Genomic DNA, 24,673 nt, shown 5'->3' with positions numbered 1-24,673 from the left:
GTTACGCCGTGTTTCGATTGACCTGTGGCTTTCCCAGCATGTAATCAGCCGTGAAACAAAATTGCGCCGACCGTGCGTTAGATGCGCCAATTCGGAAAGTTAGCGAAGGAGCCCGCAATGGCCGAGATTGAACGCGAAGCGATGGAATATGACGTGGTGATCGTGGGCGCCGGCCCCGCGGGACTGTCGGCGGCCATCCGTCTGAAACAGCTGGATGCCGATTTGAACGTCGTCGTTCTGGAAAAGGGCTCGGAGGTGGGTGCGCATATCTTGTCAGGTGCGGTGCTGGACCCGTGCGGCCTGGATGCGCTGATACCGGACTGGAAGGAAAAAGGTGCGCCGCTGAACACGCCGGTTACCGAAGATAACTTCTATATGCTGGGTGAGGCCGGAAAAATCCGCATTCCGAACTTCCCGATGCCGCCGCTGATGAACAACCACGGCAACTATATCGTGTCGATGGGCAATGTCTGCCGCTGGATGGCTGAACAGGCCGAAGAGCTGGGCGTGGAAATCTTCCCTGGCATGGCCTGTTCCGAGCTGGTCTATGGCGACAATGGTGAAGTCAAAGGCGTTGTTGCCGGTGTCTTCGGCCTTGAGGCCGATGGCTCCTACGGCCCGAACACCGAGCCGGGCATGGAGCTGCACGGCAAATATGTCTTCTTGTCCGAAGGTGTGCGCGGGTCGCTGTCCAAGGAAGTGATCGCGAAATACGATCTGCAAGCCGGAAAAGAAGTCCAGAAATACGGCGTCGGCATGAAAGAGATCTGGGAGATCGACCCGGCCAAGCACAAGGAAGGCACCGTCACCCATACGATGGGCTGGCCCCTGGGCAGCAACGCGGGCGGCGGGTCGTTCATCTATCACCTGGAAAACAATCAGGTCTATGTCGGGTTTGTGGTTCACCTGAATTACAAGAACCCGCACCTGTACCCCTATATGGAGTTCCAGCGCTTTAAGCATCATCCGATGGTGGCCGAGCTGCTGAAAGGCGGCAAGCGCGTGGCTTATGGCGCTCGTGCGATTACTGAGGGTGGATATCAATCGATGCCCAAGCTGGTCGCGCCAGGCGTGGCGCTGCTGGGCTGTTCGGCGGGCATGGTCAATGTGCCGCGCATCAAGGGCAACCACAACGCGATGCTGTCTGGCAAAGCTGCGGCCGAGGCGGCATTTGATGCCATCAAAGCCGAGCGTTCGGGCGATGAATTGAATGTCTATGAAGCAGATGTTCGCGAAGGTGCCATCGGCAAAGACCTCAAGAAAGTGCGCAACGTCAAACCGATGTGGTCAAAGTGGGGTCTGATGCCCTCGCTGGCGCTGGGCGGTTTGGACATGTGGACAAACACTCTGGGCTTTTCGCTGTTTGGCACTCTGGGCCACGGTAAGAACGACGCGGAATCGACTGAAGAAGCCAGTAAACATAAACCGATCGACTATCCAAAGCCGGATGGCACGCTGTCCTTCGACCGCCTGACCAACGTCTCGTTCGCGATGACGAACCACGAGGAAAGTCAGCCTTGCCATCTAAAACTCTCGGACCCGGCGATTCCGGTCAGTGTCAATCTGCCCGAATTCGACGAACCTGCGCAGCGCTATTGCCCGGCGGGGGTGTATGAGATGGTCGAGGATGAAAATGGTCCGCGATTCGTGATCAACTTTCAGAATTGCGTTCACTGCAAGACCTGCGACATCAAAGATCCCAGCCAGAATATCACCTGGACCACGCCGCAGGGAGGGGATGGCCCGAACTATCCCAATATGTAAGCGAAAAATGGGCAATGGCGGCGTCGTGAAGGCTCTGCCATTGCCTCTTTCTGGTCAAAGCCCTAGCTTATTGCGCAACCGACAATCGCAAGGCAGGAATTTGGTGACTTTTCTCATTCGTCGCACAGCGTTGGCTGTGCTGTTTACCACGTCATTCGCCATTCCGGCTTATGCCGACACTGGGTTCGGTGCGTATCTTGCCGGGCGTCAGGCGATTTTTCAGGACGACTATACGGCGGCTGAGAAATACTTTGCGCAAGCATTGCGCGCAGATCCTCAAAACGACCGGTTGCTGGAGAATGTCGTCGTTGCGCGCTTGTCGCTGGGCGAGGTTAAGCGCGCTTTGCCGATTGCCCAAACCATCGAAGAGTTGGGCCTGCCCAACCAGCCCGCGAAAATGGCGATTGCCGCTAATCTGGTGGCTGAAGGCAAGCTGGATGAACTGCTGGCCCGCGACCCCGAAACGCAAGGTGTCGGGCCGCTGGTTGACGGGTTAATATTGGGCTGGGCCCATATGGGCCAGGGCGCGATGACCAGCGCGCTGGAGCAGTTTGACCAAGTTGCTGCGCAGGAAGGTCTGCGCGAGTTCGCGCTTTACCACAAAGCTTTGGCACTGGCCTCGGTCGGAGACTTTGAAGGCGCCGAGGCAGTCTTTGCGGCCGATAACGGTGTTGTGGCGCGATTTACCCGCCGCGCAGCGCTGGCACGGACCGAGGTTCTGTCGCAGCTGGACCGCAATGAGGATGCGCTGCAGTTTCTGGATGACGTGTTCGAGTCCGGCTCTGATCCCTCGATTGAAGGGTACGAATCGCGTCTGAGCGCTGGCGAAACGCTGCCCTTTACTCATGTCCGCACATCGCAGGACGGTATCGCAGAAGTGTTCTTTTCCGTGGGAGCCGCGCTCAGCAGTGAGGCGGCTGAGAATTACGTCCTGCTTTATGCGCAGGTCGCAGCCTTTCTGCGCCCGGATCACGTGGACGCAATCTTGTTGAGTGCCGAACTTTTGGACGAGTTGGAGCAATACGATCTTGCCGTCGAGGCCTATCGCAAAGTGCACGCGAGCAGCAGTGACTATCACGCTGCTGAACTGGGCCGAGCCGAGGTGCTTGTCACGGCAGGCAAAACCGATGCGGCGGAAGAAGTCTTGCAGACCCTTGCGACGCAGAGACCGGATCTGCCAAGTGTTCACGTGGCGCTGGCTGATTTGCAAAGACGTGAAGAAAACTATGCTGCGGCTGTCGAAACCTATAGCACAGCGATTGAATTGATTGATGCTGATGGTGGCGGCAACTGGTTCCTGCACTACGCCCGTGGTATCTCGTACGAGCGACTAAAGCAGTGGGACAATGCTGAGGCCGATTTCCGCCGTGCGCTAGAACTTAACCCCGACCAACCGCAGGTCCTGAATTATCTGGGTTATTCGCTTGTAGAACGGCGCGAAAATCTGGACGAAGCGCTTGGCATGATCGAACGCGCCGTCGCCGCACGCCCTGGTAGCGGCTATATCGTCGACAGCTTGGGATGGGTTCTGTTTCGACTGGGCCGCTATGAAGAGGCGGTCGAGCATATGGAGCGTGCCGTCGAGCTGATGCCGGTAGACCCAGTGGTGAATGATCACCTGGGTGACGTTTACTGGGCCGTGGGCCGCGCACGCGAAGCCGAGTTCCAGTGGAAGCGGGCATTGTCTTTCATTGACCTCGAAGACGCCGATGGTGAGGCCGACCCCGAGCGTATTCGCCGCAAGATCGAGGTCGGGCTGGACGAGGTTCTGATCGAAGAAGGTGCCGCGCCGCTGAAGGTCGCCAATGAAGGCTAAGGCTTTCGCGCCCGCCAAGATCAACCTTACCTTGCACGTCACCGGCCAGCGCGTGGACGGCTATCACCTGTTGGATTCGCTCGTGGTGTTCGCCGATCTGGGCGATACGCTGCATTTCACCGCAGGTGAGGCGCTGTCGATCTCTGTCACCGGCGAACATACGGCGGGTGTGCCAAGCGATAGTCGCAATCTGGTGTGGAAAGCCGCCGAGGCTGCAGGCTGGACTGGGCATATTGACCTGAACAAAGTGCTGCCGCATGGAGGCGGGATCGGTGGCGGTTCTTCCGATGCCGCCGCAACTTTGCGGATGATCGAGGGCCAGGGTGGGCACGTCCCGCCGGGAACTGCGCTGCGCCTAGGGGCGGATGTTCCTGTTTGCACGGCGGCCAGTCCCAGCCGTATGCGCGGCATCGGAGAACGTTTGGACCCAGTCACGCTCCCGCATCTACCGGCCTTGTTGGTCAACCCGGGCGTAGAGGTTCCAACCCCTGCTATTTTCGCGGCTTTGCAATGCAGGGAAAACCCGCCCATGGCAGAGGATATCCCGGTATTTGAGGGGCCTCAGGATTGTGCCGTATGGCTGGGGAAACAGCGAAACGACCTGGAAGATCCAACCACATTGCTGGCCCCCGAAGTCGCGCAGGTGCTGGATGCGCTGAGCGATACAAAAGCGGCGTTGTTGGCGCGCATGTCGGGGTCAGGATCGACCTGTTTCGCGCTGTATCCGACGATGAAAGCTGCCCATTTCGCCGCCTATGAGATTGGAGCAGCCCATCCCGACTGGTGGTGCCGTGCGGTTCAGCTTAACTAAGGCGCGCGACAACGAAGTCTGCCAAATCGCTCAGCAGGGTGCGGATCTCATGTTCGGGCAGGATGGTCAGCGACGCCTTGGCCTTATTGGCCCAGCCAAGCGCATCTTTGCGCGTCGCAGCAAGCGTACCGTATTTGCCCATAAGACCAAGAGCGGTTTCGAGATCACCGCTTTCCTGACGACCCTTACCTATGGTGCGCTGCCAAAACGCGCGTTCTTCAGGCGTGGCCTGCGCCACGGCCTTGATCACCGGCAGCGTCAGCTTACGCTCGCGGAAGTCGTCGCCGACATTCTTGCCGGTCGCTTTGCTGTCGCCCTGATAATCCAGCAGGTCATCAGCGATCTGGAAGGCAATCCCCAGCGCATCGCCATAATCGAAGAGCGCCTTGACCTGGGCTTCTGACGCTTGGGCGATGACCCCGCCCACCTCGGTTGCGGCTGAGAACAAGGCTGCGGTCTTGCCGCGCACAACCTGAAGATAGATGGCCTCATCCGTGCCCAGATCGGTTGCAGCAGTCATCTGAAGCACTTCGCCCTCGGCGATCGTGGCAGACGCATTGGCAAGGATGTCCAGAACCCTAAGAGACCCGGTCTCGACCATAAGCTGGAAGCTGCGTGAGAACAGGTAATCCCCAACCAGAACGCTGGATTTGTTATCCCAAAGCAGATTCGCTGTTGGCCGTCCGCGCCTTTGTGCGCTTTCGTCGACAACATCGTCATGCAACAGGGTCGCGGTGTGGATGAACTCAACCGTTGCCGCCAGACGCAAATGATGGTCGCCAGCATAGTCGAACAGCCGCGCCGCGGCCAGTGTCAGCATCGGACGCAGGCGCTTGCCACCCGCTTCGACCAAATGTGCGGTGACTTCGGGAATGCGAGGCGCGTGTTCTGAGGCCATGCGCGTGCGTATCAGGTCATTGACCGCGTCCATTTCACCCGAAAGAATCTCGGCCAGCCGCTCATGCGGTTTTGAGACTGTGCTGATGTTCATCACACTCCTGATACAAGGCTCGACTTCCGCCTCACCTTGCCCTTACATCCATCCCCATGAAAGAACTTTTGCGCAGCACCGATCCGACGATCCTGGCCTTTGCATCCGCCCTTCTTCAGGGCGAGGATATAGACTGCTTTCAGATGGACGTAAATATGAGCATCCTAGAAGGCGGCATTGGTATTTTCCCCCGGCGCCTTATGGTGCGGACCGATGATTTGACCCGCGCTGAACGGGTGATGCGCGACAACGAGATCCCGCTGGGCCGATGACGCAATTCACTGACCCAGAGCTAAGTTTGAACGACTTTCTGAATGGGCGCGTTCGGCTTTGGCAGCCCCTGTCCGGCTATCGCGCCGGGGTCGATCCTGTCTTGCTGGCGGCAGCGGTACCGGCCAAGGCTGGGCAATCCGTGCTGGAGCTGGGATGTGGCGCTGGTGCCGCCATCTTGTGCCTGATGGCGCGCGTGCCGGGATTGAACGCCACGGGTGTTGAGCTGCAATCGCCCTATGCCGATCTGGCCACCCGCAACGCGGATCAGAATGCGCAGGCGCTGACAGTGGTGCAGGCCGATCTGAGCAAACTGCCCGCTGAACTGAAACAACAGCAGTTCGATCATGTGATTGCGAATCCGCCCTATTACTTGGCCGGTGCCCACAGCCCTGCGGCGGACTCGGGTCGCGGAATTGCCTTGGGCGAGGATACACCGTTGCGCGATTGGTTCGATTGTGCGGCAAAGCGCCTTGCACCGCGGGGCTATCTGCACATGATCCAAAAGGCCGATCGGTTACCCGACATGCTGTCAGCCTGTGCGGGGCGGCTTGGCTCAGTCGAGGTTCTGCCTCTGGCCGCGCGGGCAGGTCGGAAGGCTGAATTGGTGATCATTAGGGCCAGAAAAGGCGGTCGGGCTGCGTTTCAACTGCATGCCCCGCTGATTTTGCACAAGGGTGTGCGCCACGAAAAAGACGGCGAAAGCTATACCTCTCAGATATCGTCCGTTTTGCGCGACGGTGCTGCGCTGAACGGGTTTTCGGATCAATAGGCGCCAACCAGCCGAATTTGTCAGATTTATTATAGAATCTGTGCGTCTGCAGCGTGACAGGCTGGAAACGATGTGCTCAACTTCCTACGTTATTCAGAGACACCAATGAAGGAGTATCGCCATGAGCGTGAGCGCACATCTGACGGAACTGAAGAAGAAGCACGAAACTCTCGGTCTCGAAGTAGAACAAGCCCAGCGCGCGCCAGGCATCGACGATCTCCATATCGCTCAACTCAAGAAACAGAAGCTAAGGCTTAAGGAAGAGATAGAGCGACTTTCCAGTTAACTTTTAAGGCTGGCGCGCGCGGCGATGGCCGCGCCGCCGGTGACCAGGACGGCTGCGATTGCCAGGCCCCAGGATGGGGCTGCGATCCCGGCAACCACCAAAACGACGGTAGACAACAGGGGCGCTGCATAAGACGCGGTGCCAAGAATCTGAATGTCGCCTTGTTTGACCCCGATATCCCAGACATAGAACGCCAGACCAACAGGCCCCAGCCCAAGTGCCGCGATCGAGGCCCAGCCAAAGGCCGTGTCCGGCCAAACGGTTTCTTCGATGGCTAGATGCAGACCACCCGAGGCGATGGCGGTAAAGATGCAGAACACAGCGACAGAGCTTGTGGGCGTATCCCCAAGACGACGGGACATAACGGAATAGCCCGACCAGGTCAGAGCACACAGCAGCGCCAGCCCGTAACCGGGTAGGTGGCTGGCCTGAAATCCTGCGCCACCACCCCCGGCGATGATCACAGCGGCCCCAGCAAAGCCCAGGCAGGCTCCGATCAGGTGCCCTGCACGCAGATGCTCGCCCGGTAGCAAGCCTGAGAACAGCACAATCAACAGGGGCCAGAGATAGGCAATCAGCCCGGCCTCGGCTGCAGGGGCCATGCGCAGGGCCGAGAAGTAGAGTGCGTGATAGCCAAACAACCCGATGGTGCCAAACAGATAGGTGGTCCAACGCACAGTCCGCAGCTGCCCCAGCCCGCCATTGGCCCAGGTCCAGATCAGCCCCAGCGTCCCCCCGATCGAGAAACAGATCGTATTCAGCAAAAGCGCAGGAACGGGGGCTGAGCCGACGGTGAACAGGGCCAGAAGGGACCAGAGTAAAACGGCGACAAAACCGATAGTAGTGGCGCGGTTTCGGGTCATGCGGCTGACAGGTCCTCGACTGGAATGATGTCGAACTCATCGGATATATGTGCGGTCTTTTCAATCTCGGCCAGAAACCAATCCCGAAACGCCGCAATCTGAGGGCGGTTCTCGGCCCCCGAGAGGCACAGGAAGCGAAAGCGCCCCTTTGTTTCGATGGCGGTCTTGAAAGGTGCGACCAGCGTGCCTTCGGTCAGATCTTTCAGGATCATGGCCCGGCGGCCAAGCGCGACGCCAACGCCCGCAACAGCCGCGTCAATTGCGTGATCGGCGTTCGAAAACTCGGCACCATGGGTCGGGGTATGTGCGATGCCCACGGCCCTGAACCAGGCGGGCCAATCACTGGGTGGGGTCAGAAAGCGGATCGAGGCGTCATGGATCAACGGTGCATCCCGCAGGCTTTCCGGCGTGGTGAACTGGCGGGCGAGCTCGGGCGTCATGACCGGCGTCAGCCATTCCCGGCGCACTGGCACGGAATACAGCCCCTTATCCGCACCTTCGCCAAATCGGATGGCCACATCCACATCATCCCGTTCAAGGTCGATGATGCGTAACGTGGCCGAGAATTTCAGATCTATTTCGGGATGTGCGCGGGCAAATTCGTACAGGCGGGGCGCCAGCCATTTGGCCGTCAGGGCAGGGCCCGCTGTGACGGTCAGGCTAGTGTCGTCACCCTGTCTGCTCACGGCGCGCCATGCGGCTTGTAACGTGGCAAATCCATCCGCGGCGCCCGGGGCCAGGGTGCGCCCAGCCTCTGTCAGCTCCACCGCGCGGTTCAGGCGGTGAAACAGAGGGCGGCCCAAATGCTCCTCAAGGGATTTGATCTGAAAGGACAGGGCCGCAGGCGTTACATGCAGCTCTGCCGCGGCTTTGGCAAAAGACATGTGCCGGGCGGCGGCATCAAAGGCACGCAAAGCGGTCAAGGGCGGCAGGTAGTCGCTCATAGTATAGAAATTCTTAACTGAATGTTCAAAAAAGCTCGTTTGCGGCTTTGCCAACTAGAGTTCATATTGCTCATAAGTCAAGGAAAACTGTTTTGAACTGAGAGGCTGCCATGATTGAGATGACAACAAATCCAGCTGCACAATCGGCGATTCTGCGCGCGCATGAGGCGCGGGGCAAAGCGGTTCTGAATGTGTTGAAGTGGATTTTCGGTTCCCGCTGATCGCAGCGCGCGCGGTCTTACGGGATAAAAGAAGGGCCGGTTCTGCTTAGAACCGGCCCGCTTGCATTTTGACAGCCAACTTAGGCGAAGAACTGAGCACCATTGGCCGAGATAGTCGATCCGTTGATGAATTGCGAGTCTTCAGAGGCCAGGAAAGCAACGCAGCGTGCGATCTCTTCCGGTTCGCCCAGTCGGCCCGCCGGAATCTGGCTGATAATGGAATCACGAACCTTCTCGGGGACAGCCATGACCATTTCGGTTGCGATATAGCCAGGGCAGATAGCGTTGGCGGTGATGCCCGCGCGCGCGCCTTCCTGCGCCAGCGACTTCACGATTCCCAGATCGCCCGCCTTGGTGGCGGCATAGTTCACCTGAGCGAACTGACCCTTTTGACCGTTGATCGAGCTGATGACGATGACACGGCCAAACTTGCGCTCACGCATGCCAGGCCAAACCGGGTGAACGGTGTTGAATACGCCGGTCAGGTTGGTGTCGATCACCTGATGCCACTGCTCGGGTGTCATTTTGTGGAATGGGGCGTCCTTGGTGATGCCGGCATTGGCAACAACGATGTCGATCGGGCCAATCTCGGCTTCGACCTTTTCGATGCCCGCTTTGGATTCGTCATAATCCGCAACGTTCCATTTGTAGGTGGCGATTCCGGTCTCGTCGGTGAAATTCGCGGCGGCTTCGTCGTTCCCCGCGTAGGTGGCTGCAACATTGTACCCTTCGGCCTTAAGCGCCTTGGAAATTGCTGCGCCAATGCCGCGGGAACCGCCGGTGACGAGTGCTGTTCGTGCCATTTAGGAATCCTCCAATTTATGTCGTCTTGGTAATGCTGTTACTATTCCGAACCAGCCAGCGCAACAATATTGCGCAGGCAAGTTGCCGCAGCGCTGGGGTTTTTGGTTTCGCCTCAGGGTAGTGTGAGGCCACGATCTTTACCCAATGCACGGCAATAGTCGATCCAGTCCCTATTTTCCTTCAGCAGAGCCAAATTGCCAAAGCGAACGTGCCATGTCTCGGACAATCGAACCTGCGCGGACTGGATGTGTTTGTAGGGGTTCTTAATGCCTTCCATTGCGGCCTGATCACGAGCTTCCACAACGAATAACGCCGCGCTGGCAAGCGCGGCGTCTGTGGTTGTTTGGTCCTTGTTCCGGCGTGCTCTCAGCTCGGCCAGCTCTGTAAAGATGACGCTGCACTCCGTCAGGCTGGTCGAAAGCGGTTGACGGTTCTGTGCGTCTACGGCCCCTGCAAAGCAAATCACAAGGGCCGAAATAAGAGTGGGCCGAGAAGGCATTGTTAGATCAGTCGCGCTCGACACATAGGGCGACGCCCATGCCGCCACCGATGCACAGAGTCGCCAGACCTTTTTTCGCGTCCCGCCGCTTCATTTCGAACAACAGAGTGTTCAGAACGCGGCAGCCCGAGGCGCCGATCGGGTGACCGATGGCAATGGCGCCGCCATTGACGTTCACGATGGACGGGTCCCAGCCCATGTCTTTGTTCACTGCACAAGCTTGTGCTGCAAAGGCTTCGTTGGCTTCGATCAGATCCAGATCGTCAACCGACCAGCCCGCCTTTTCCAGCGCCTTGCGCGAGGCATAGATCGGGCCGACGCCCATAATCGACGGGTCCAGACCAGCTGTAGCATAAGATGCAATCCGCGCCAGAGGCTCAATCCCGCGCTTTTCGGCATTTGCCGCCGACATCAGCAGGGTCGCAGCCGCGCCGTCGTTCAGGCCCGAGGCATTGGCGGCGGTGACCGATCCGTCCTTAGCAAAAGCCGGGCGCAGTTTGGCCATGGCTTCCATGGTTGCGCCGTGGCGGATGTATTCGTCCTTGTCCATCACGATGTCACCCTTGCGGGTCTTGATGGTAAAGGGGGTGATCTCATCGGCGAATTTGCCTGCCTTCTGCGCAGCTTCGGCCTTGTTCTGACTTGCGACGGCGAATTCATCCTGCATATCGCGGCTGATCTGCCACTTTTCAGCAACGTTTTCGGCGGTTTGACCCATGTGATACCCGTTGAACGCATCCCACAGTCCATCGCGGATCATTGTGTCGATATACTTCATGTCGCCCATCTTTTGTCCGGCGCGCAGAGCGGCGGCATGGGGCGACAGGGTCATGTTCTCTTGTCCGCCGGCAGCGACGATATCAGCATCGCCCAGTTGGATATGCTGTGCGCCCAGTGCCACGGCGCGCAGGCCGGATCCGCAGACCTGGTTGATGCCCCAGGCCGCGCTTTCTTGCGGCAGACCGGCGTTGATATGTGCCTGACGCGCCGGGTTCTGACCCTGGGCTGCGGTCAGAACCTGACCCAAAATTGTCTCGCTGACTTCGCCTTTTTCGATTCCGGCGCGTTCTACAACGGCTTCAAGAACGGCTGTGCCCAAATCATGGGCTGCGGTGTTCGCAAACGAACCACCAAAGCTGCCGACGCCTGTACGTGCGGCGGATGCGATAACTACATTGGTCATTATGATCAGTCCTTTACCGTCATGGTCCGGCGGAATGTCTGACGGCGCAGGTCGAGAGGTTCCCCCCGCAACAAGAGCGCCCCGTAATCCCCCGCTCAAGTATCACTGCAATAGCGCAATGCTGCATTTGCAGCAACGGGCAGCTTGTCTCAGGACCCAAGGTCCCTAGTTTTTTGGGGTTAACCCGCCGATTTCTGTTCGTTTTCCGTTTTCCAGGGCGCAGAAACCGTAGGTGCGCCGAACAGAAATCCTTGCAGACAATCGACGCCATTGGCCGCCAAAAACTCAGCATCCGCCTTGGTTTCGACCGATTCGGCCGTGACCAGAATCTCAAATTCCCTTGCAACTGCGATCAGGGCACGAACCAGCGCCTGATTATCCGGGTTTTCACTGATGCCGCGGATGAACTGGCCATCAATCTTGGCGGCATCAAAAAGAAACTCGCGGAAATGGCGGAAGCAGAAATTGCTGGCCCCAAAATCATCCAGCGCAAATGCAACGCCACGTGGTTGCAACCGGTCCATGAAATCGACCACGAGTTCCGGCACGGTCATGGCCGAACTTTCGGAAATTTCAAGGATCAGCCTTTCACCGATACTGGCATCTTTTTTCATGAACCGGTCAAGAACACGCGACCAACGTCCATATCCGATCGACCGTGCGGACATATTGATCGACATGCGGATGTCCGGGGTGCGTGCCAATGTGCGCAGGCCCATTTCAAGCGCGATGCAGTCCAATTCGCGGCCAATCGGGGTGTTTTCAAGCTGAGGCATAAACTCGCGTGCCGGGATGACACGACCGGTTTCGTCCAGCACCCGGATGAAGCCCTCGTAGAAGGCGATACCATGTGGCGCGTTAGCCTGCATGACCGGTTGAAAGGCCAGTTTGCACTGTTTGTGTTTGACAGCATCCGTAGCCATCTGGATCGTTGAGTTGTCGCGCGACAGCACAGCCGCGTTTAACGGGCTGTCTGATCCTTCGGGTAAATCTGCCAGTTTCCTGTCCCGCATGATCGAAATCGCTTCCCTACCGTCGTCGGTCAGGATCCAATTTCAGGGCAAAGATGTGAATCTGCGGTTAATGGAAATGAAAATGTCAGCGGGCTGCGTCCAGAACACGTCCCAGAGATCTCGCGGCACCAATAACTGCACCCGTAAAACCCAGCACCATCATGGCCAGTCCAAACGCGATCAGCGTTGCGGTCCCGGCGGCCAGCGCTGTCAGCATTGCGACAAGCAGGCCTATCAGTCCTAAAACTGTGGAAAATGTTGTCCAACGGGTCATGATAATCTCCGGTCACTCGTAATGCACATCGTTTGGATATGTGCAGGCTAAGCTAATTTTCAACAAAATCAGCACATGACCGGCGGATTCAAGCTTGTTTTGCTTCGGATTTGTGCGTTTCGGTCTCAAAATGCTCAAATCCAGGCGTCCCTCGATCCCTGGGGTTGCGCGAGATATGCTTGGCTTTGATCTGCTCCGAGCTATCCCGGCTGCCGTCATGGCTGTAACCGGGTGGGGCAAAGCAATAGGCCAACCGCTGGCGCAAAGTTAGCCCCGATTGCGTGGCATCCTGCCAGATTCCGACCCATTCGTGAAAAGCGACGCGCAACGGGTTGAAGGTTCCGATATTGTGAACCAACCCATAGTCGACCTTGTCATCGACCTGCTCTGGCACAAAGGTGCCGAACATCTTGTCCCAGATGATGAACACGCCAGCATAGTTGCAATCCAGATAGCGCGCGTTGCGGCCATGATGGGCGCGGTGGTGGCTGGGGGTGTTCATAACCGCCTCGAACCAGCGGGGCATCTTGCCGATGGCCTCGGTGTGAATCCAGAACTGATAGATCAGGTTCAGACCGCCGACAAACAGAACCATTGCCGGATGAAACCCCAGCAGGATCAGCGGCGCGCGCACGACCATCATGAAGGTGAATGTATAAGTCCAGGTCTGACGCAACGCTGTGGTCAGGTTGTAATGCTGAGAGCTATGATGGTTCACATGGCTGGCCCAGACCCAACGGATGCGATGCCCGAACCGATGCACCCAATAGTAACGCAAATCGTCCAGCAAAAAGCACAGGACAATCACCGGGATCGAGGTGCCCAGGTTCAGCGGAGTAATCTGCCACAACCACATAAAGAACCCGTAGGCGATGAAACCGAGCAGAAACCCCGAGGCAATATTGCCCGCGCCCATGATCAGCGAGGTGACCGCATCCCGCGTTTCATAGCGCCCGCCCCGGCCTTTGAAAGCGATCCAGACGAACTCGGCCAGAATTGCGGCAATAAAGAACGGGACTGCCCATTGCACGGCATCGGGAAAGGAAATCTGGTCGGTCATGCGGGCTCCATCAGGTGTCGCCAGTGGGCGCGTTCGATGTCATCGAGGTGGATGCGGGTTGAGGGGGTTCCGAAATCATGAAACTGAACTTCGAATCCGTCCGGATGCTCGATCCAGTCATAATCCTGCAGGTGGCGGGCCACGGTATCCGCGCCGAACGACCACAAAAGGCCCGAACCGGTTGTGGTTCGGATCAGCGCGGAACGTTGGTCATGCGCTACGGTTACATCTGCGATCACGTCATCTGGGAAATGGCGCGACCATTGCGCGCGCGCCAGATCAAGTGTCAGGGCAAACTGCCGCGAACGGCCAGCCAGATGCAGCAGAATAGTAATTCCGCCTATCCCCCCGATGACCAGAACTAACAATATCTCCAGCGGCATGACTTCCTCCTGACCCACAAACTGCAAAGCGGAGGCTTGGCTGTCAAAGGTGGCGTCGCGTAAGCTGAAATTCGACCTGAAGCACCGGTTGGGGATCACGGTACCCGTGCAAAGAGGTCAGTTGGAAATCGTATAGGTCCCCCCGGAATCACCCTTGCCCTTGTTGCGGGTAAAGGTCACCTGGTTCCCTTCAATCGTTACTTTCTGGCAATCCTGCGGGATCTGATTTCCGCCAACAACAAGCGTTCGGCACCAAAAACGTTTGTTCCAGATCCACGCGCCCGAGAATTTGACCTTGTCGCTGGTTTGTCCGGAAATCTTCCCGTCGGGTGAAATAAGCACCCAAGTGCCTCCATCTACCAGTTTTTTACCAGCGACAGCATTCTGAAAATCTTGCTTTTTCTTGATGTCTTTGGCCTCGGCAATCAATGCCGAGCCCAAAACCAGACAGGCAGCAGTGGCCAGAGTGAATAGGTTTTTCATAAAGAAAGCCTCCTCGTTACAACAACGGGGAGGCTATCATAAATTCAGGACTTCAGGAAAACGACCTTAGCTTTCTTCCGCGACCAGTGCCGCAATGATCGCCTTGGCACTGTCTGAATTCCACTCGGCATCCCCGATCAGGCGGGCGACTTCATTGCCATCGGGGTCAAGAATGACCGTGATTGGCAGGGCAATGACACCGAACTCACGTGCCACGGCCGAGCCCGGATCTTGATGGCGCGGCAGGTTCTCGATGTTGTTTTCCTCGAAAAACTTCTTGATCCCCGCGGGTGAGTTGCGCCCGGTGGCCAATGTCAGGACTTCGAATTTTTCACCCCCGAATTCCGCCTGCAACTCGGCGATCTGAGGCATTTCCTTTCGGCACGGTGCGCACCATGTGGCCCAAAAGTTCAGCAGAACGTATTTGCCCTGATAATCCGCAAGCGTTGCGGTGCCACCATCATCTTCCAACTGAAATTCGACCAAGGTGTGCGGTTTGGGCTCTTTGTGCAGGATCAACCGCTTCAGGGTGCCTTCGCGCAGCGGACCCAGAGTTTCCGCATCTGTGGCCAAAGCCGCGTTTGCACCTAGCGCAAGGGCCATATAAAGGGGGATCAGACGAAATAGGCGCATATCAACTCCGGGTTTTCTTACATGACCGATCAATCTTCGAACCAGATGTGGGGCGGCCGCTTTGCCGCCGGTCCAGACGCGATCATGGAGGCAATCAATGCCTCGATCGGGTTCGATCAGCGGATGGCAGCCCAGGACATTGCAGGCTCGCGCGCCCATGCCGCCATGTTGGCTGCCACGGGCGTTATAACTGATAGTGATGCTGAGGCCATTCGGGAAGGGCTGCTCACCGTATTGTCAGAAATCCAGAACGGCGCGTTTCAGTTCTCGACCGCGCTGGAAGACATCCACATGAATGTCGAGGCGCGCCTGAAAGAGATCATTGGCGAACCTGCGGGCCGTTTGCACACAGGCCGGTCGCGCAATGATCAGGTGGCGACCGATTTCAAATTGTGGGTGCGTGATCAGTTCGATGCCGCCGATGCCGGTCTGCTGGCCCTAATCCGCGCGCTTTTGGCGCAGGCAGAGGCCGGGGCGGACTGGGTCATGCCGGGCTTTACGCATCTGCAAACCGCCCAGCCTGTGACCTGGGGTCATCACATGATGGCTTATGTCGAAATGTTCGGGCGTGATCTGTCGCGCGTCCGCGATGCCCGCGCGCGGATGAACGAATCCCCACTGGGGGCTGCCGCGCTGGCTGGAACCTCGTTCCCTATTGATCGGGTCATGACCGCCGAGGCGCTGGGCTTTGACCGTCCCGCTGCCAATTCGCTGGACGCCGTCAGTGACCGCGATTTTGCGCTGGAATTCCTGTCAACTGCTTCGATCTGCGCAATGCACCTGTCGCGCTTTGCCGAAGAACTGGTGATCTGGTCTTCTGCCCAGTTCCGCTTTGTCACCCTGTCTGACCGTTTTTCGACTGGCTCGTCTATCATGCCGCAAAAGAAGAACCCGGATGCGGCAGAACTGATCCGTGCCAAGGTCGGGCGCATTTATGGCGCCAACACCGCGCTGATGATGGTGATGAAGGGCTTGCCGCTGGCCTATTCCAAGGACATGCAGGAAGACAAGGAACAGGTTTTTGACGCTGCCGATAACTGGATGCTGGCGCTGGCAGCGATGGAAGGCATGGTCAAGGATATGACCGCCAACCGCGAAAGCCTGGCTGCGGCTGCAGGGTCGGGTTTTTCGACCGCGACTGATCTGGCCGACTGGCTGGTGCGCGTTCTGGGCCTGCCGTTCCGCGATGCCCATCACGTCACCGGATCGCTGGTTGCGATGGCCGAGAGCAAGGGCTGCGATCTGCCGGACCTGACGCTTGCGGATATGCAAACAGTGCATGCGCAGATCACCGATGACGTCTTTTCTGTCCTTACGGTGCAAAATTCGGTAAACTCGCGCCAGTCTTACGGCGGCACGGCACCGGATCAGGTGCGGGCTCAGGTCAAGCGATGGAAGGCGTTGGTGTAATGCGAATTCTGACTGCGGTTCTGTTGATTCTGGCCGGGGTAACCCTAGCCGGATGCGGTGCGGATGGTGAACCGATCCAACCAACGATGAGCGCCAATATCGGCGTCGGTACCAGCGGCGCCTATGTCGGGGGCGGCGTTGGCCTGCAACGCGGCCCCCTGAGCGTTTTTCTCGGGCGGTAGTGTTTCCCGAGTTGCAGTTTCAGCACTCAGTTCCCATTTCATACCGATCAATGGCGCTTGGCCGTAAACCTTGGAAAAAGAAATGAATATGAAGATTTTAGGCCTGTTCTTTGGCCTCGCCATTCTTGCGGCTTGCGACCCATCCTATAAACCGCGACCCGATCCCGAACCCCAATCCGGCGGATCTGGAATTTCGATATCCGGTTATGGGCGGGTCGGCGTTTCGCATATTGAATGACGCGACACCCCTGTTTGCGTAGAATCCATTGATCCGCCGGGGCATTCTGGTCTAAGCGCGTCTTTATGGATCACTTTCTTTACCGCGACGGCGCGCTTTACGCCGAGGATGTCCCGATCTCCGAAATCGCAGCTGCGGTTGGGACACCCTTTTACGTCTATTCGACGGCGACGCTGCTGCGTCATTTCCAGCTGTTCGATGAGGCGTTGGACGGGACCGACCACCTCGTATGTTATGCGATGAAGGCCGCCAGCAATCAGGCGATCCTGAAGACGCTGGCCGAGGCAGGCGCGGGGATGGACGTTGTTTCGGGTGGGGAATACCTGCGGGCCAAAGCTGCCGGAGTGCCCGGCGATAAGATCGTGTTTTCGGGCGTTGGCAAAACAGCCGAAGAAATTCGCACTGCTCTGACCGGTGGCATTCGTCAGTTCAACGTGGAATCCGAACCCGAGATGGAGGTGATCAACGCCGTTGCGCTTGATTTGGGCGTCGTTGCTCCGATCACCGTTAGAGTAAATCCGGATGTGGACGCCAAGACCCACGCCAAAATTGCCACCGGAAAATCCGAGAATAAATTCGGCATTCCGATCGCCCGTGCGTCAGAAGTCTATGCCCAGGCTGCCAGCCTGCCCGGGCTGGAGGTCATTGGCATCGACGTCCATATCGGCTCGCAACTGACCGAGCTGGAGCCTTTTGCACTGGCCTATCAGAAGGTTGCTGAGCTGACTGAGACGCTGCGCAGTGAGGGCCACAATATTCGCCGCCTCGATCTGGGCGGGGGGCTGGGCATTCCTTATGCGCGCTCAAACGAAGCGCCGCCGCTGCCTTTGGAATACGGTGCGCTGATCAAAGACACTCTGGGTCATCTGGGATGCGAAATCGAAATAGAGCCGGGCCGCCTGATTGCCGGTAATGCTGGTTTGATGGTCAGCAAAGTGATCTATGTGAAATCCGGCGAGGGCCGGGATTTCCTGATCCTCGACGGTGCCATGAACGACCTGATCCGCCCGGCCATGTACGAAGCCTATCACGATATCGTACCGGTGATCGAACCCGTGCCGGGCACGGAACAGCAACCTTATGATATCGTCGGTCCGGTTTGCGAAAGCGGCGATACATTTGCCAAGCAACGGCAGATGCCGCTACTGGGTGCTGGTGATCTGGTCGCCTTTCGCAGCGCAGGGGCCTATGGCGCGGTCATGTCCAGCGAATACAACACGCGGCCCCTGATACCCGAAGTTCTGGTGCACGGAGATCAATTTGCCGTAATTCGTGAACGTCCGAGCTTTGACGAAATCATAAACCGCGATACCATACCCGAGTGGCTCTGACGCAATAGACGCGCGGGCCGGTGAACGGAGGCCCGACTTGACCGCAAGAGAAACCTTGCCGATCCCCAGATTGTCTTTGCTGCTAACGCAGGTGGGGATGCTAAGCGAGCAGGTTTGGCGGTCTTTCTGGCCGTTTTTCTCAATTTCCATGGCGCTGTTGGCCGCGCTGATGCTCGGACTGCAGGACCATGTCGGGGTGGAAACCGTTTGGGTCGCGGGGTCGGCGGCGTTGATTGGGCTGTTGGTTGCACTGATCCACGGCGTGCGGCGGTTCCGTATCCCAACACGAAACGAAGCGTTGATCCGGATGGATGAGACCCTGCCAGGGCGTCCTATCCAGGCTCTGATGGATGAACAGGCCATCGGCGCGATGGATGCTGATTCTGTGGCCCTGTGGCGGGCTCATCAGGCGCGTATGGCGGAACGTGCCGCACAGGCTGCGCCGGTAAAGCCCGATCTCCGACTGGCCGACCGCGACCCTTATGCTCTGCGGTTCATAGCTTTGCTGGCGCTGGTGATTGCTGTGCTTTTCGGCTCATTTTGGCGCATAGGATCCGTGACAGAGATGACACCGGGTGCAGCTGTTGCCGGGCAGGGACCAAGTTGGGAAGGCTGGGTCGAGCCGCCACGCTATACCGGCTTGCCAACGCTTTATCTGGCAGATCAATCCGACCCGGCACTTTCGGTCCCGCAAGGCAGCCGCATCACATTGCGATTCTACGGCGAGGTCGGTGCGCACAGCTTGACCGAAACCTCGACACCGCTGGGCACGGAAGCGGTCACCGACCCTGAACAGGAATTTGTCGTCGAACGTTCGGGCCGAATGACGATAGACGGGCCTTCCGGGCGCGATTGGGCGTTGGAAGTGATCGCAGATACGTCTCCGCAGATCACCGTGTCGGACGTTGCCAGATCCGAAGCGGGCGGCCAGATGAAATTGCCCTTTGCGGCCAAAGATGATTACGGTGTGATAGCAGGCTCTGCCCTGATCGAACTGGATCTGGATGCAGTTGATCGGCGCTATGGTCTGATGGCGATTCCAGAACCGCGTGAGGTGATCGAGGTTGAGTTACCGATGCCCATTACAGGCGACCGGGCCGATTTCACCGAGAATCTGATCGAGGATTTCTCACAACATCCCTGGGCGCATCTGCCAGTAAAGATCACTTTGATGGCGCGTGATGCTGCCGATCAGCAAGGGCAGTCTGAACCCTATACAACAGCGCTTCCGGCGCGTCGGTTCTTTGATCCGCTGGCGGCTGCAATCGTTGAACAGCGGCGCGATCTGCTGTGGTCACGGGACAACGCGAAACGGGTATCTCAGATTCTGCGGGCGGTATCGTATCTGCCCGAGGACCTGTTCCGCTCGGATACGGCCTATTTACGCCTGCGGGTGACACTTCGGCGGCTTGAGACATTTACCGAATACGGGTTGAAGCCGACGCAGCAGGAAGAAATCGCGGCCTCACTATGGAAGCTGGCCGTATTGATCGAGGACGGTACGCTTGCCGACGCTCTTGAGCGGATGCGCCGGGCGCAGGAGCGCCTGACGGAGGCGATGCAGAACGGGGCAAGCGACGAAGAGATCGCTGAGCTGATGCAAGAGCTGCGCGAGGCCACCCAGGACTACCTGCAACAGTTACAGCGGTTGGCAGAGCAGAACGGTGAAGAAGGTCAGCAGGGGCAAGACGGAGAATCCTTGCAGATGACGCAGGATGATCTGCAACGGATGATGGATCGAATTCAGGATCTGATGGAGCAGGGCCGTATGGCCGAGGCGCAGCAGGCGCTGGAGGAATTCCAGCAGATGATGGAGAACATGCGCGTCACGCAAGGTCAGGGTCAAGGTCAGCAATCCGAAGGCCAACAGGCGATGGAGGGTTTGGCAGAGACATTGCGCGATCAACAGGGGCTGAGCGATCAGGCTTTCCGCGATCTGCAAGAGCAGTTCAATCCCGGTGCGCAGACTGGTGAAAACCAGGGCAATCAGGGCCGCAATGGCGGTCAGGGCCGTGGTCAGAGCCACGAAGGCCAGGGCGGACAGGGGCAGGGTGCGGACCAGGCTGATGAAGGTCAGCAGGGTCAGGGTTCGCTGGCCGATCGTCAACAGGCCCTGCGCGATGAGCTGGGCCGCCAGCAACAAAACCTGCCCGGTGCCGGTACCCCGGAAGGCGAAGCCGCCCGTGATGCGCTTGGGCGCGCTGGCCGCGCCATGAATGAGGCTGAGCAGGCTCTGCGGAATGACGAGCTGGCTGATGCTATCGACAACCAGTCCGAAGCGATGGATGCGCTGCGGGAAGGGATGCGCTCGTTAGGTGAGGCCTTGGCCCAGAACCAGCAGAATCAACCAGGTCAAGGCAGCCAGGAAGGCGATATGCAGGCCAACAACCGCGATCCACTTGGCCGCAACCCTGGGGCAAACGGGTCGATGTCAACCGATGAGAGCCTGCTGCAGGGTGAGGACGTCTATCGCCGTGCCCGCGAGTTGCTGGACGAAATTCGCCGCCGGACCGGTGAATCTGAACGTCCCGAGATTGAATTGGAATATCTCAAGCGCCTGCTTGAACGGTTCTGATCAGTTCTGAGAAGCGCCAGCCTGGGTATCCAGCCAAAGCCGGGCTTGATCCACCAAAGACACATAAGGTTTGAGAACTGCATCCGCCTGAGGAACAGCCTCACTGATTTGCGGAGCATTGCCGTAGATCAGGAACAGGATCACACCAAGTATCAAGATCAGAGCGAACCCACGCAGAAAGCCACCGGATTTGCGGGGCGCAGGCGCTGATACCTCGGGCGCATCTGCAGAGGCGTCGCCGCGGAATCCGGAATTGATCGTCTCGACATCGGGCAGGGTGTCACCTTGCCCGGAATCTTTAGCGGTTTCTGTAGCTGTCAGTTCCTTGACCGCCTGTTCGGGGTCTGGTTCCGGCTCGGAAGGTGGATCAAGAGCAAGATCAGGCTGGCTTTCAAGGCTGCTGCCTTCCTGGGCCCGCAATTCGGCTTCGCGTGCGGCTTCCTCCTTCAGAATATCGGCGACCGAAGGATCCACATTGCTGACCGGCGCACCATCCTTTGGTGGGGTTTCGGGCTCGGGCTCGGTCTGGTCGGCGGTTTCTGGCTCCGCCGGTGGAACAGCCTTATCCTCGGCAGTCGTTTCATCTGCAGGTTGCTCAACGGTTGGATCCGCCGGATGTTTGGCTTGGAACCACGTTTTCTCGCAATTCGAACACTGAACATCGCGGCCTTCCTCTGGAATGACCTCGTCTGGCACCTCGTATTGGGCACTGCAGTTGGGACAAGTAAGACGCATGCTGCCTCCGGGCCGGGGGTTGGCCTGATAATAGTTTTTTTAAGAATGATATTCCGTTAGAACCAAACAGCAAAGCGCGTTTTCGGTTTCGCGGGCCAAGTGTCACCATTTGGACCCGGTACGGGCATTGAAACCTGAACCGCGCTGGGGCAAGAAGAGCGGCACAAAAATTGGGGGCCCCCGTGATCGAGCTGGACCATGTCAGCTACACCTATGGTGGAGGTGAATTGCTGAGCGACGTATCGCTTAAGCTTCAACCGGGGTCGTTTCATTTCCTGACCGGGCCGTCCGGTGCTGGCAAAACAACCCTGTTAAAGCTCTGCTATGGCGCATTGCTGCCCACATCGGGAAGGCTGAGCGTGTTCGATCAGGATATCGCCCGCCTTAACCGCGATCAGATGGCCCTGATGCGCCGCCGGATAGGTGTGGTGCATCAGGATTGCCGGTTTCTGGATCACATGACTTTAGCCGAGAATGTCGCTTTGCCGTTGATGGTATCCGGTAAGGCGGAAATTGCCGAGCAAACAGATCTGTCAGATCTGTTAAACTGGGTCGGGCTGGGTGCGCGTCTTGACGCGCTGCCACCAGAGCTGTCAGGCGGTGAACGCCAGCGTGCGGCGCTGGCCCGTGCGGTGATGCTGTCGCCGGATGTCGTGCTGGCCGATGAGCCGACGGGCAATGTGGATTGGGAAATGTCTCAGCGCCTTTTGCGCCTGCTGGTCGAATTGAACAAGATGGGCAAGACAGTCTTGATTGCGACCCATGATCTTAGCCTGATCCGTGCGGCGAAAAGCCAGGTGCAGGCGCGTGTTTTGCGCATCTCGCAGCGCCAAATTCAACTGGCGGGGGCGGATCTATGAACATGGAAACCTTCCGCAACCTGTTGAAACGTGATGGTCGTGCCGATCGAGTTGTTCCGCCCACTGGCTATACTGCACATCTCACACTGTTCGTGTCCGGTGCGATGGGCTTTCTTGCGGTGTTCGCGCTGGCTCTGTCATTGGCGTCGGGGCGAGTGGCAGACCGCTGGGCAAGCGAACTTGCCGGCGCTGCCACGGTGCGGATCAATGCCCCGGCCGACCAGATGGCCGCCCAGACTGAAACCGCGCTGACGGTGTTGTCGCAAACACCCGGTGTCGCCTCTGCCCGGGCGTTGACCATCGAGGAGCAGATTGCGCTGTTGTCGCCCTGGTTTGGCCCGGATTTGCCACTGGACACGCTGCCCGTGCCGCAGTTGATCGAAATTGTCGAAGGTGAGCCAGGTCTGGATGCAGCAGGATTGCGCCTGCGTCTTGGGGCCGAGGTGCCCGGAGCCATTCTGGACGACCACTCGCGCTGGCGCGAACCTTTGGTTGATGCGGCCCGCTCGCTCCGGAGGCTTGGCTGGGTCTCAATCCTTCTGATTGGCGGAGCGACCGCCGCCATGATCACATTGGCGGCCAATGCGTCGCTGGCAGCCAACGCGCAGATTATCGAGGTGCTGCGTCTTGTCGGGGCCCGGGATCGATTTATTGCCAATGCGTTTGTTCGCCGCTTCACCTACCGCGCATTTTTTGGCGCGATGGTTGGTGTGCTGTTCGGAATGACAGGTGTGTTGTTGCTGCCCGAGGCATCGTCGGACGAGGGCGGCTTTCTGACGGGCCTGGGTTTTCAGGGGGCAGGGTGGCTGTTGCCAGCCCTCATCCCGGTACTGGGTGCTGCGGTGGCCTTTCTAGCCACATGGACTGCGGCAAACCGCAAATTGAAGGAGCTTTCGTAATGGCCACTCCAATTCAATGGATCCGCTCACTGGTCTTCATGATCGTGATCTACATGTGGATGCTGGTCCTTGGCCTCGTGTTTGCTCCTTACGCCATGTTTGCAAAGCGCGGAGCGCTGCATGCATGCAAGACCTATGCGCGCACAACCATGTGGCTGGCGCGTTGGATGGTTGGTATTCGATGCGAAATTCGCGGGACTGTGCCAGTGGACGAGGTGGTCATCGGGGCCAAACACCAGTCTTTCCTCGATATCATCATGATCTTTAGCGCGATTCCTCATGGCAAGTTCATTATGAAGCGCGAATTGCTGTGGACGCCAGTCATTGGGCTTTACGCAAGCCGCCTAGGGTGCATCCCGGTCAATCGCGGCAAGAAGGGCGCCGCTGTGGCCAAGATGGTCCAGGATGTGGCGAAGGAATTTACAGAACCTGGCCAGTTGGTGATCTATCCGCAGGGCACCCGTGTCGCGCCAGGCGTTCACAAACCGTATAAGGTTGGAACTGCCGTCCTGTACGAAGGCTTGGGAATCCCTTGCGTACCTGTTGCAACAAATGCCGGAGTGTTCTGGCCCCGAAGCGGCGTGATGCGCAAACCCGGCCTTGCGATCGTCGACTTCCTTGATCCGATCGAACCCGGCGTCGAACGTGCGCGCTTTCTGGACCGATTGGAAGATGTGATCGAGACGCGCTCGAACGCTTTGATGACAGAAGTGGGGTTTGATCCTGATGCAGTTCATTGACGATATCGAAACGCTCCAGGGACATTACAGCGCACCGGGCGCCCCATCATTGCGTAAAGTAGCGCACCGGTTGACGCCTCTGTACCGGCAATGGGTCATGGCTTCGCGGCTATGCGTACTCAGTACGGTTGGGCCCGAAGGGGTCGATGGCAGCCCACGTGGCGATGATGGTCCGGTGATTCTGGAACTGGATCCAAAGACATTGGCGATGCCCGACTGGCGCGGAAACAACCGGCTGGACAGCTTGCGCAATATCGTGCGCGATCCGCGTGTGTCCTTGATGTTCATGGTCCCAGGGTCGAACAATGTTGTGCGCGTCAACGGGTCGGCCCGACTGACAGCGGACCAAGACCTTCGAACCCGGTTCGAAAAACAAGGCAGGCTTCCGGCCACCGTGATCGTCATCGACATTACAGAGGTCTACACTCAGTGTGCCCGTGCGCTGATGCGTGCGCGGACTTGGAGCAGCGGGGACGAAGCCGCCATATTGCCGACAATGGGTGAAATCCTGGCCGAAGCGTCAGACGGCGAGGAAGGTGGCACGCAATATGATGAGGCCTGGGGGCAACGCGCCGCAAAAACGATGTGGTAGCCTGTTTACTTATCAAGGTTTGGTCAAAGAATCGTCACACG

The 24,673-nt window shown here is 58.2% G+C and carries 28 protein-coding genes; 15 read left to right on the top strand and 13 right to left on the bottom strand.

The genetic code is table 11. From position 1 onward, the window contains the following. The first annotated feature begins 117 nt into the window (after positions 1-117). The 3 genes from AC2FJV_RS01455 to AC2FJV_RS01445 are packed head-to-tail and all read left to right on the top strand — an operon-like array spanning position 118 to position 4,391. Positions 118-1,764 carry an electron transfer flavoprotein-ubiquinone oxidoreductase gene (locus AC2FJV_RS01455; RefSeq protein WP_281972570.1) on the top strand — a complete coding sequence of 549 codons (1,647 nt, stop codon included), beginning with the start codon at positions 118-120 and terminating at the stop codon, positions 1,762-1,764. A gap of 7 nt (positions 1,765-1,771) precedes the next feature. Beyond that, positions 1,772-3,580: a tetratricopeptide repeat protein gene (locus AC2FJV_RS01450; RefSeq protein ID WP_496712182.1), complete on the top strand. Its 1,809-nt coding sequence runs from the start codon at positions 1,772-1,774 to the stop codon at positions 3,578-3,580. Next, complete coding sequence (locus AC2FJV_RS01445; RefSeq protein WP_496712180.1) at positions 3,570-4,391, top strand: 4-(cytidine 5'-diphospho)-2-C-methyl-D-erythritol kinase; 822 nt, start codon at positions 3,570-3,572, stop codon at positions 4,389-4,391. The genes AC2FJV_RS01450 and AC2FJV_RS01445 overlap by 11 nt, the downstream gene beginning before the upstream one ends. Here AC2FJV_RS01445 and AC2FJV_RS01440 read toward each other — a convergent pair. Then, positions 4,384-5,382, bottom strand: a complete 999-nt coding sequence (locus AC2FJV_RS01440) for a polyprenyl synthetase family protein (protein WP_496693562.1) — start codon at positions 5,380-5,382, stop codon at positions 4,384-4,386. The genes AC2FJV_RS01445 and AC2FJV_RS01440 overlap by 8 nt on opposite strands. A 56-nt stretch (positions 5,383-5,438) precedes the next feature. On the opposite strand from AC2FJV_RS01440, the gene AC2FJV_RS01435 reads away from it, so the two are divergent. From AC2FJV_RS01435 to AC2FJV_RS01425, 3 genes are all read left to right on the top strand, one after another. Continuing rightward, positions 5,439-5,654, top strand: a complete 216-nt coding sequence (locus AC2FJV_RS01435) for a putative signal transducing protein (protein ID WP_142635410.1) — start codon at positions 5,439-5,441, stop codon at positions 5,652-5,654. Beyond that, positions 5,651-6,424, top strand: a complete 774-nt coding sequence (locus AC2FJV_RS01430; protein ID WP_496689021.1) for a tRNA1(Val) (adenine(37)-N6)-methyltransferase — start codon at positions 5,651-5,653, stop codon at positions 6,422-6,424. The genes AC2FJV_RS01435 and AC2FJV_RS01430 overlap by 4 nt, the downstream gene beginning before the upstream one ends. Positions 6,425-6,545: 121 nt before the next feature. Further along, positions 6,546-6,710 (top strand): YdcH family protein, encoded by a 165-nt coding sequence (locus AC2FJV_RS01425; protein WP_142635414.1) that lies wholly within the window; start codon positions 6,546-6,548, stop codon positions 6,708-6,710. Here the strand turns inward: AC2FJV_RS01425 and yddG are convergent. The 11 genes from yddG to AC2FJV_RS01370 form a co-directional block, all read right to left on the bottom strand. Beyond that, positions 6,707-7,573 carry an aromatic amino acid exporter YddG gene (gene yddG, locus AC2FJV_RS01420; protein WP_496712178.1) on the bottom strand — a complete coding sequence of 289 codons (867 nt, stop codon included), beginning with the start codon at positions 7,571-7,573 and terminating at the stop codon, positions 6,707-6,709. The two genes, AC2FJV_RS01425 and yddG, sit on opposite strands and share 4 nt — an antisense overlap. After that, on the bottom strand, positions 7,570-8,517 hold the full coding sequence (locus AC2FJV_RS01415; protein ID WP_142635418.1) for a transcriptional regulator GcvA: 948 nt from the start codon (positions 8,515-8,517) through the stop codon (positions 7,570-7,572). The genes yddG and AC2FJV_RS01415 overlap by 4 nt, the downstream gene beginning before the upstream one ends. A 301-nt stretch (positions 8,518-8,818) precedes the next feature. Continuing rightward, positions 8,819-9,541 carry an acetoacetyl-CoA reductase gene (gene phbB / locus AC2FJV_RS01410; protein WP_271948478.1) on the bottom strand — a complete coding sequence of 241 codons (723 nt, stop codon included), beginning with the start codon at positions 9,539-9,541 and terminating at the stop codon, positions 8,819-8,821. Between the two features lie 113 nt (positions 9,542-9,654). After that, positions 9,655-10,041: a hypothetical protein gene (locus AC2FJV_RS01405; protein WP_496712176.1), complete on the bottom strand. Its 387-nt coding sequence runs from the start codon at positions 10,039-10,041 to the stop codon at positions 9,655-9,657. A 7-nt stretch (positions 10,042-10,048) separates the two neighbouring features. Further along, on the bottom strand, positions 10,049-11,224 hold the full coding sequence (locus AC2FJV_RS01400) for an acetyl-CoA C-acetyltransferase (RefSeq protein ID WP_142635424.1): 1,176 nt from the start codon (positions 11,222-11,224) through the stop codon (positions 10,049-10,051). 179 nt (positions 11,225-11,403) lie between these two features. Continuing rightward, positions 11,404-12,237, bottom strand: coding sequence for an EAL domain-containing protein (locus AC2FJV_RS01395; RefSeq protein ID WP_281995236.1), 834 nt, complete (start codon positions 12,235-12,237; stop codon positions 11,404-11,406). An 85-nt stretch (positions 12,238-12,322) separates the two neighbouring features. Further along, positions 12,323-12,511 (bottom strand): hypothetical protein, encoded by a 189-nt coding sequence (locus tag AC2FJV_RS01390; protein WP_281995235.1) that lies wholly within the window; start codon positions 12,509-12,511, stop codon positions 12,323-12,325. 88 nt (positions 12,512-12,599) lie between these two features. After that, positions 12,600-13,571, bottom strand: coding sequence for a sterol desaturase family protein (locus AC2FJV_RS01385; protein ID WP_142635430.1), 972 nt, complete (start codon positions 13,569-13,571; stop codon positions 12,600-12,602). Then, entirely contained in the window at positions 13,568-13,954 is a 387-nt protein-coding gene (locus tag AC2FJV_RS01380; protein ID WP_496712174.1) for a hypothetical protein, read from the bottom strand. The genes AC2FJV_RS01385 and AC2FJV_RS01380 overlap by 4 nt, the downstream gene beginning before the upstream one ends. A gap of 117 nt (positions 13,955-14,071) precedes the next feature. Then, on the bottom strand, positions 14,072-14,437 hold the full coding sequence (locus AC2FJV_RS01375; protein ID WP_496712172.1) for a dihydrodipicolinate reductase: 366 nt from the start codon (positions 14,435-14,437) through the stop codon (positions 14,072-14,074). A 66-nt stretch (positions 14,438-14,503) separates the two neighbouring features. After that, positions 14,504-15,070, bottom strand: coding sequence for a TlpA disulfide reductase family protein (locus tag AC2FJV_RS01370; RefSeq protein WP_496712170.1), 567 nt, complete (start codon positions 15,068-15,070; stop codon positions 14,504-14,506). A gap of 21 nt (positions 15,071-15,091) precedes the next feature. On the opposite strand from AC2FJV_RS01370, the gene argH reads away from it, so the two are divergent. From argH to AC2FJV_RS01345, 5 genes are all read left to right on the top strand, one after another. Next, positions 15,092-16,480, top strand: a complete 1,389-nt coding sequence (gene argH / locus AC2FJV_RS01365) for an argininosuccinate lyase (protein WP_496712168.1) — start codon at positions 15,092-15,094, stop codon at positions 16,478-16,480. Then, the gene (locus AC2FJV_RS01360) at positions 16,480-16,662 is read left to right on the top strand and encodes an argininosuccinate lyase (RefSeq protein WP_281972558.1); all 183 of its coding nucleotides are present in this window, start codon (positions 16,480-16,482) and stop codon (positions 16,660-16,662) included. Before argH ends, AC2FJV_RS01360 begins: the two co-directional genes overlap by 1 nt. Positions 16,663-16,744: 82 nt before the next feature. Beyond that, positions 16,745-16,900: a hypothetical protein gene (locus tag AC2FJV_RS01355; RefSeq protein WP_185956656.1), complete on the top strand. Its 156-nt coding sequence runs from the start codon at positions 16,745-16,747 to the stop codon at positions 16,898-16,900. Between the two features lie 65 nt (positions 16,901-16,965). Then, positions 16,966-18,231: a diaminopimelate decarboxylase gene (gene lysA / locus AC2FJV_RS01350; RefSeq protein WP_496693565.1), complete on the top strand. Its 1,266-nt coding sequence runs from the start codon at positions 16,966-16,968 to the stop codon at positions 18,229-18,231. Between the two features lie 37 nt (positions 18,232-18,268). Next, positions 18,269-20,806, top strand: a complete 2,538-nt coding sequence (locus AC2FJV_RS01345) for a TIGR02302 family protein (protein ID WP_496712166.1) — start codon at positions 18,269-18,271, stop codon at positions 20,804-20,806. Here the strand turns inward: AC2FJV_RS01345 and AC2FJV_RS01340 are convergent, their stop codons facing one another. Next, positions 20,807-21,541: a zinc-ribbon domain-containing protein gene (locus AC2FJV_RS01340; RefSeq protein ID WP_496676603.1), complete on the bottom strand. Its 735-nt coding sequence runs from the start codon at positions 21,539-21,541 to the stop codon at positions 20,807-20,809. A gap of 182 nt (positions 21,542-21,723) precedes the next feature. On the opposite strand from AC2FJV_RS01340, the gene AC2FJV_RS01335 reads away from it, so the two are divergent. The 4 genes from AC2FJV_RS01335 to AC2FJV_RS01320 are packed head-to-tail and all read left to right on the top strand — an operon-like array spanning position 21,724 to position 24,632. Further along, a complete protein-coding gene (locus AC2FJV_RS01335; RefSeq protein ID WP_142635446.1) occupies positions 21,724-22,401 on the top strand; it encodes a cell division ATP-binding protein FtsE in 678 nt (225 codons plus the stop codon). Beyond that, a complete protein-coding gene (locus AC2FJV_RS01330) occupies positions 22,398-23,300 on the top strand; it encodes a cell division protein FtsX (protein WP_496712163.1) in 903 nt (300 codons plus the stop codon). Before AC2FJV_RS01335 ends, AC2FJV_RS01330 begins: the two co-directional genes overlap by 4 nt. Then, complete coding sequence (locus AC2FJV_RS01325; protein WP_496693568.1) at positions 23,300-24,040, top strand: lysophospholipid acyltransferase family protein; 741 nt, start codon at positions 23,300-23,302, stop codon at positions 24,038-24,040. The genes AC2FJV_RS01330 and AC2FJV_RS01325 overlap by 1 nt, the downstream gene beginning before the upstream one ends. Continuing rightward, a complete protein-coding gene (locus AC2FJV_RS01320) occupies positions 24,027-24,632 on the top strand; it encodes a pyridoxamine 5'-phosphate oxidase family protein (RefSeq protein ID WP_496693569.1) in 606 nt (201 codons plus the stop codon). The genes AC2FJV_RS01325 and AC2FJV_RS01320 overlap by 14 nt, the downstream gene beginning before the upstream one ends. The last annotated feature ends 41 nt before the right edge of the window (positions 24,633-24,673 follow it).

The sequence above is a fragment of the Ruegeria sp. CDSA241 genome (assembly GCF_059611265.1).
This window is presented reverse-complemented; position numbering and strand designations above follow the sequence as displayed.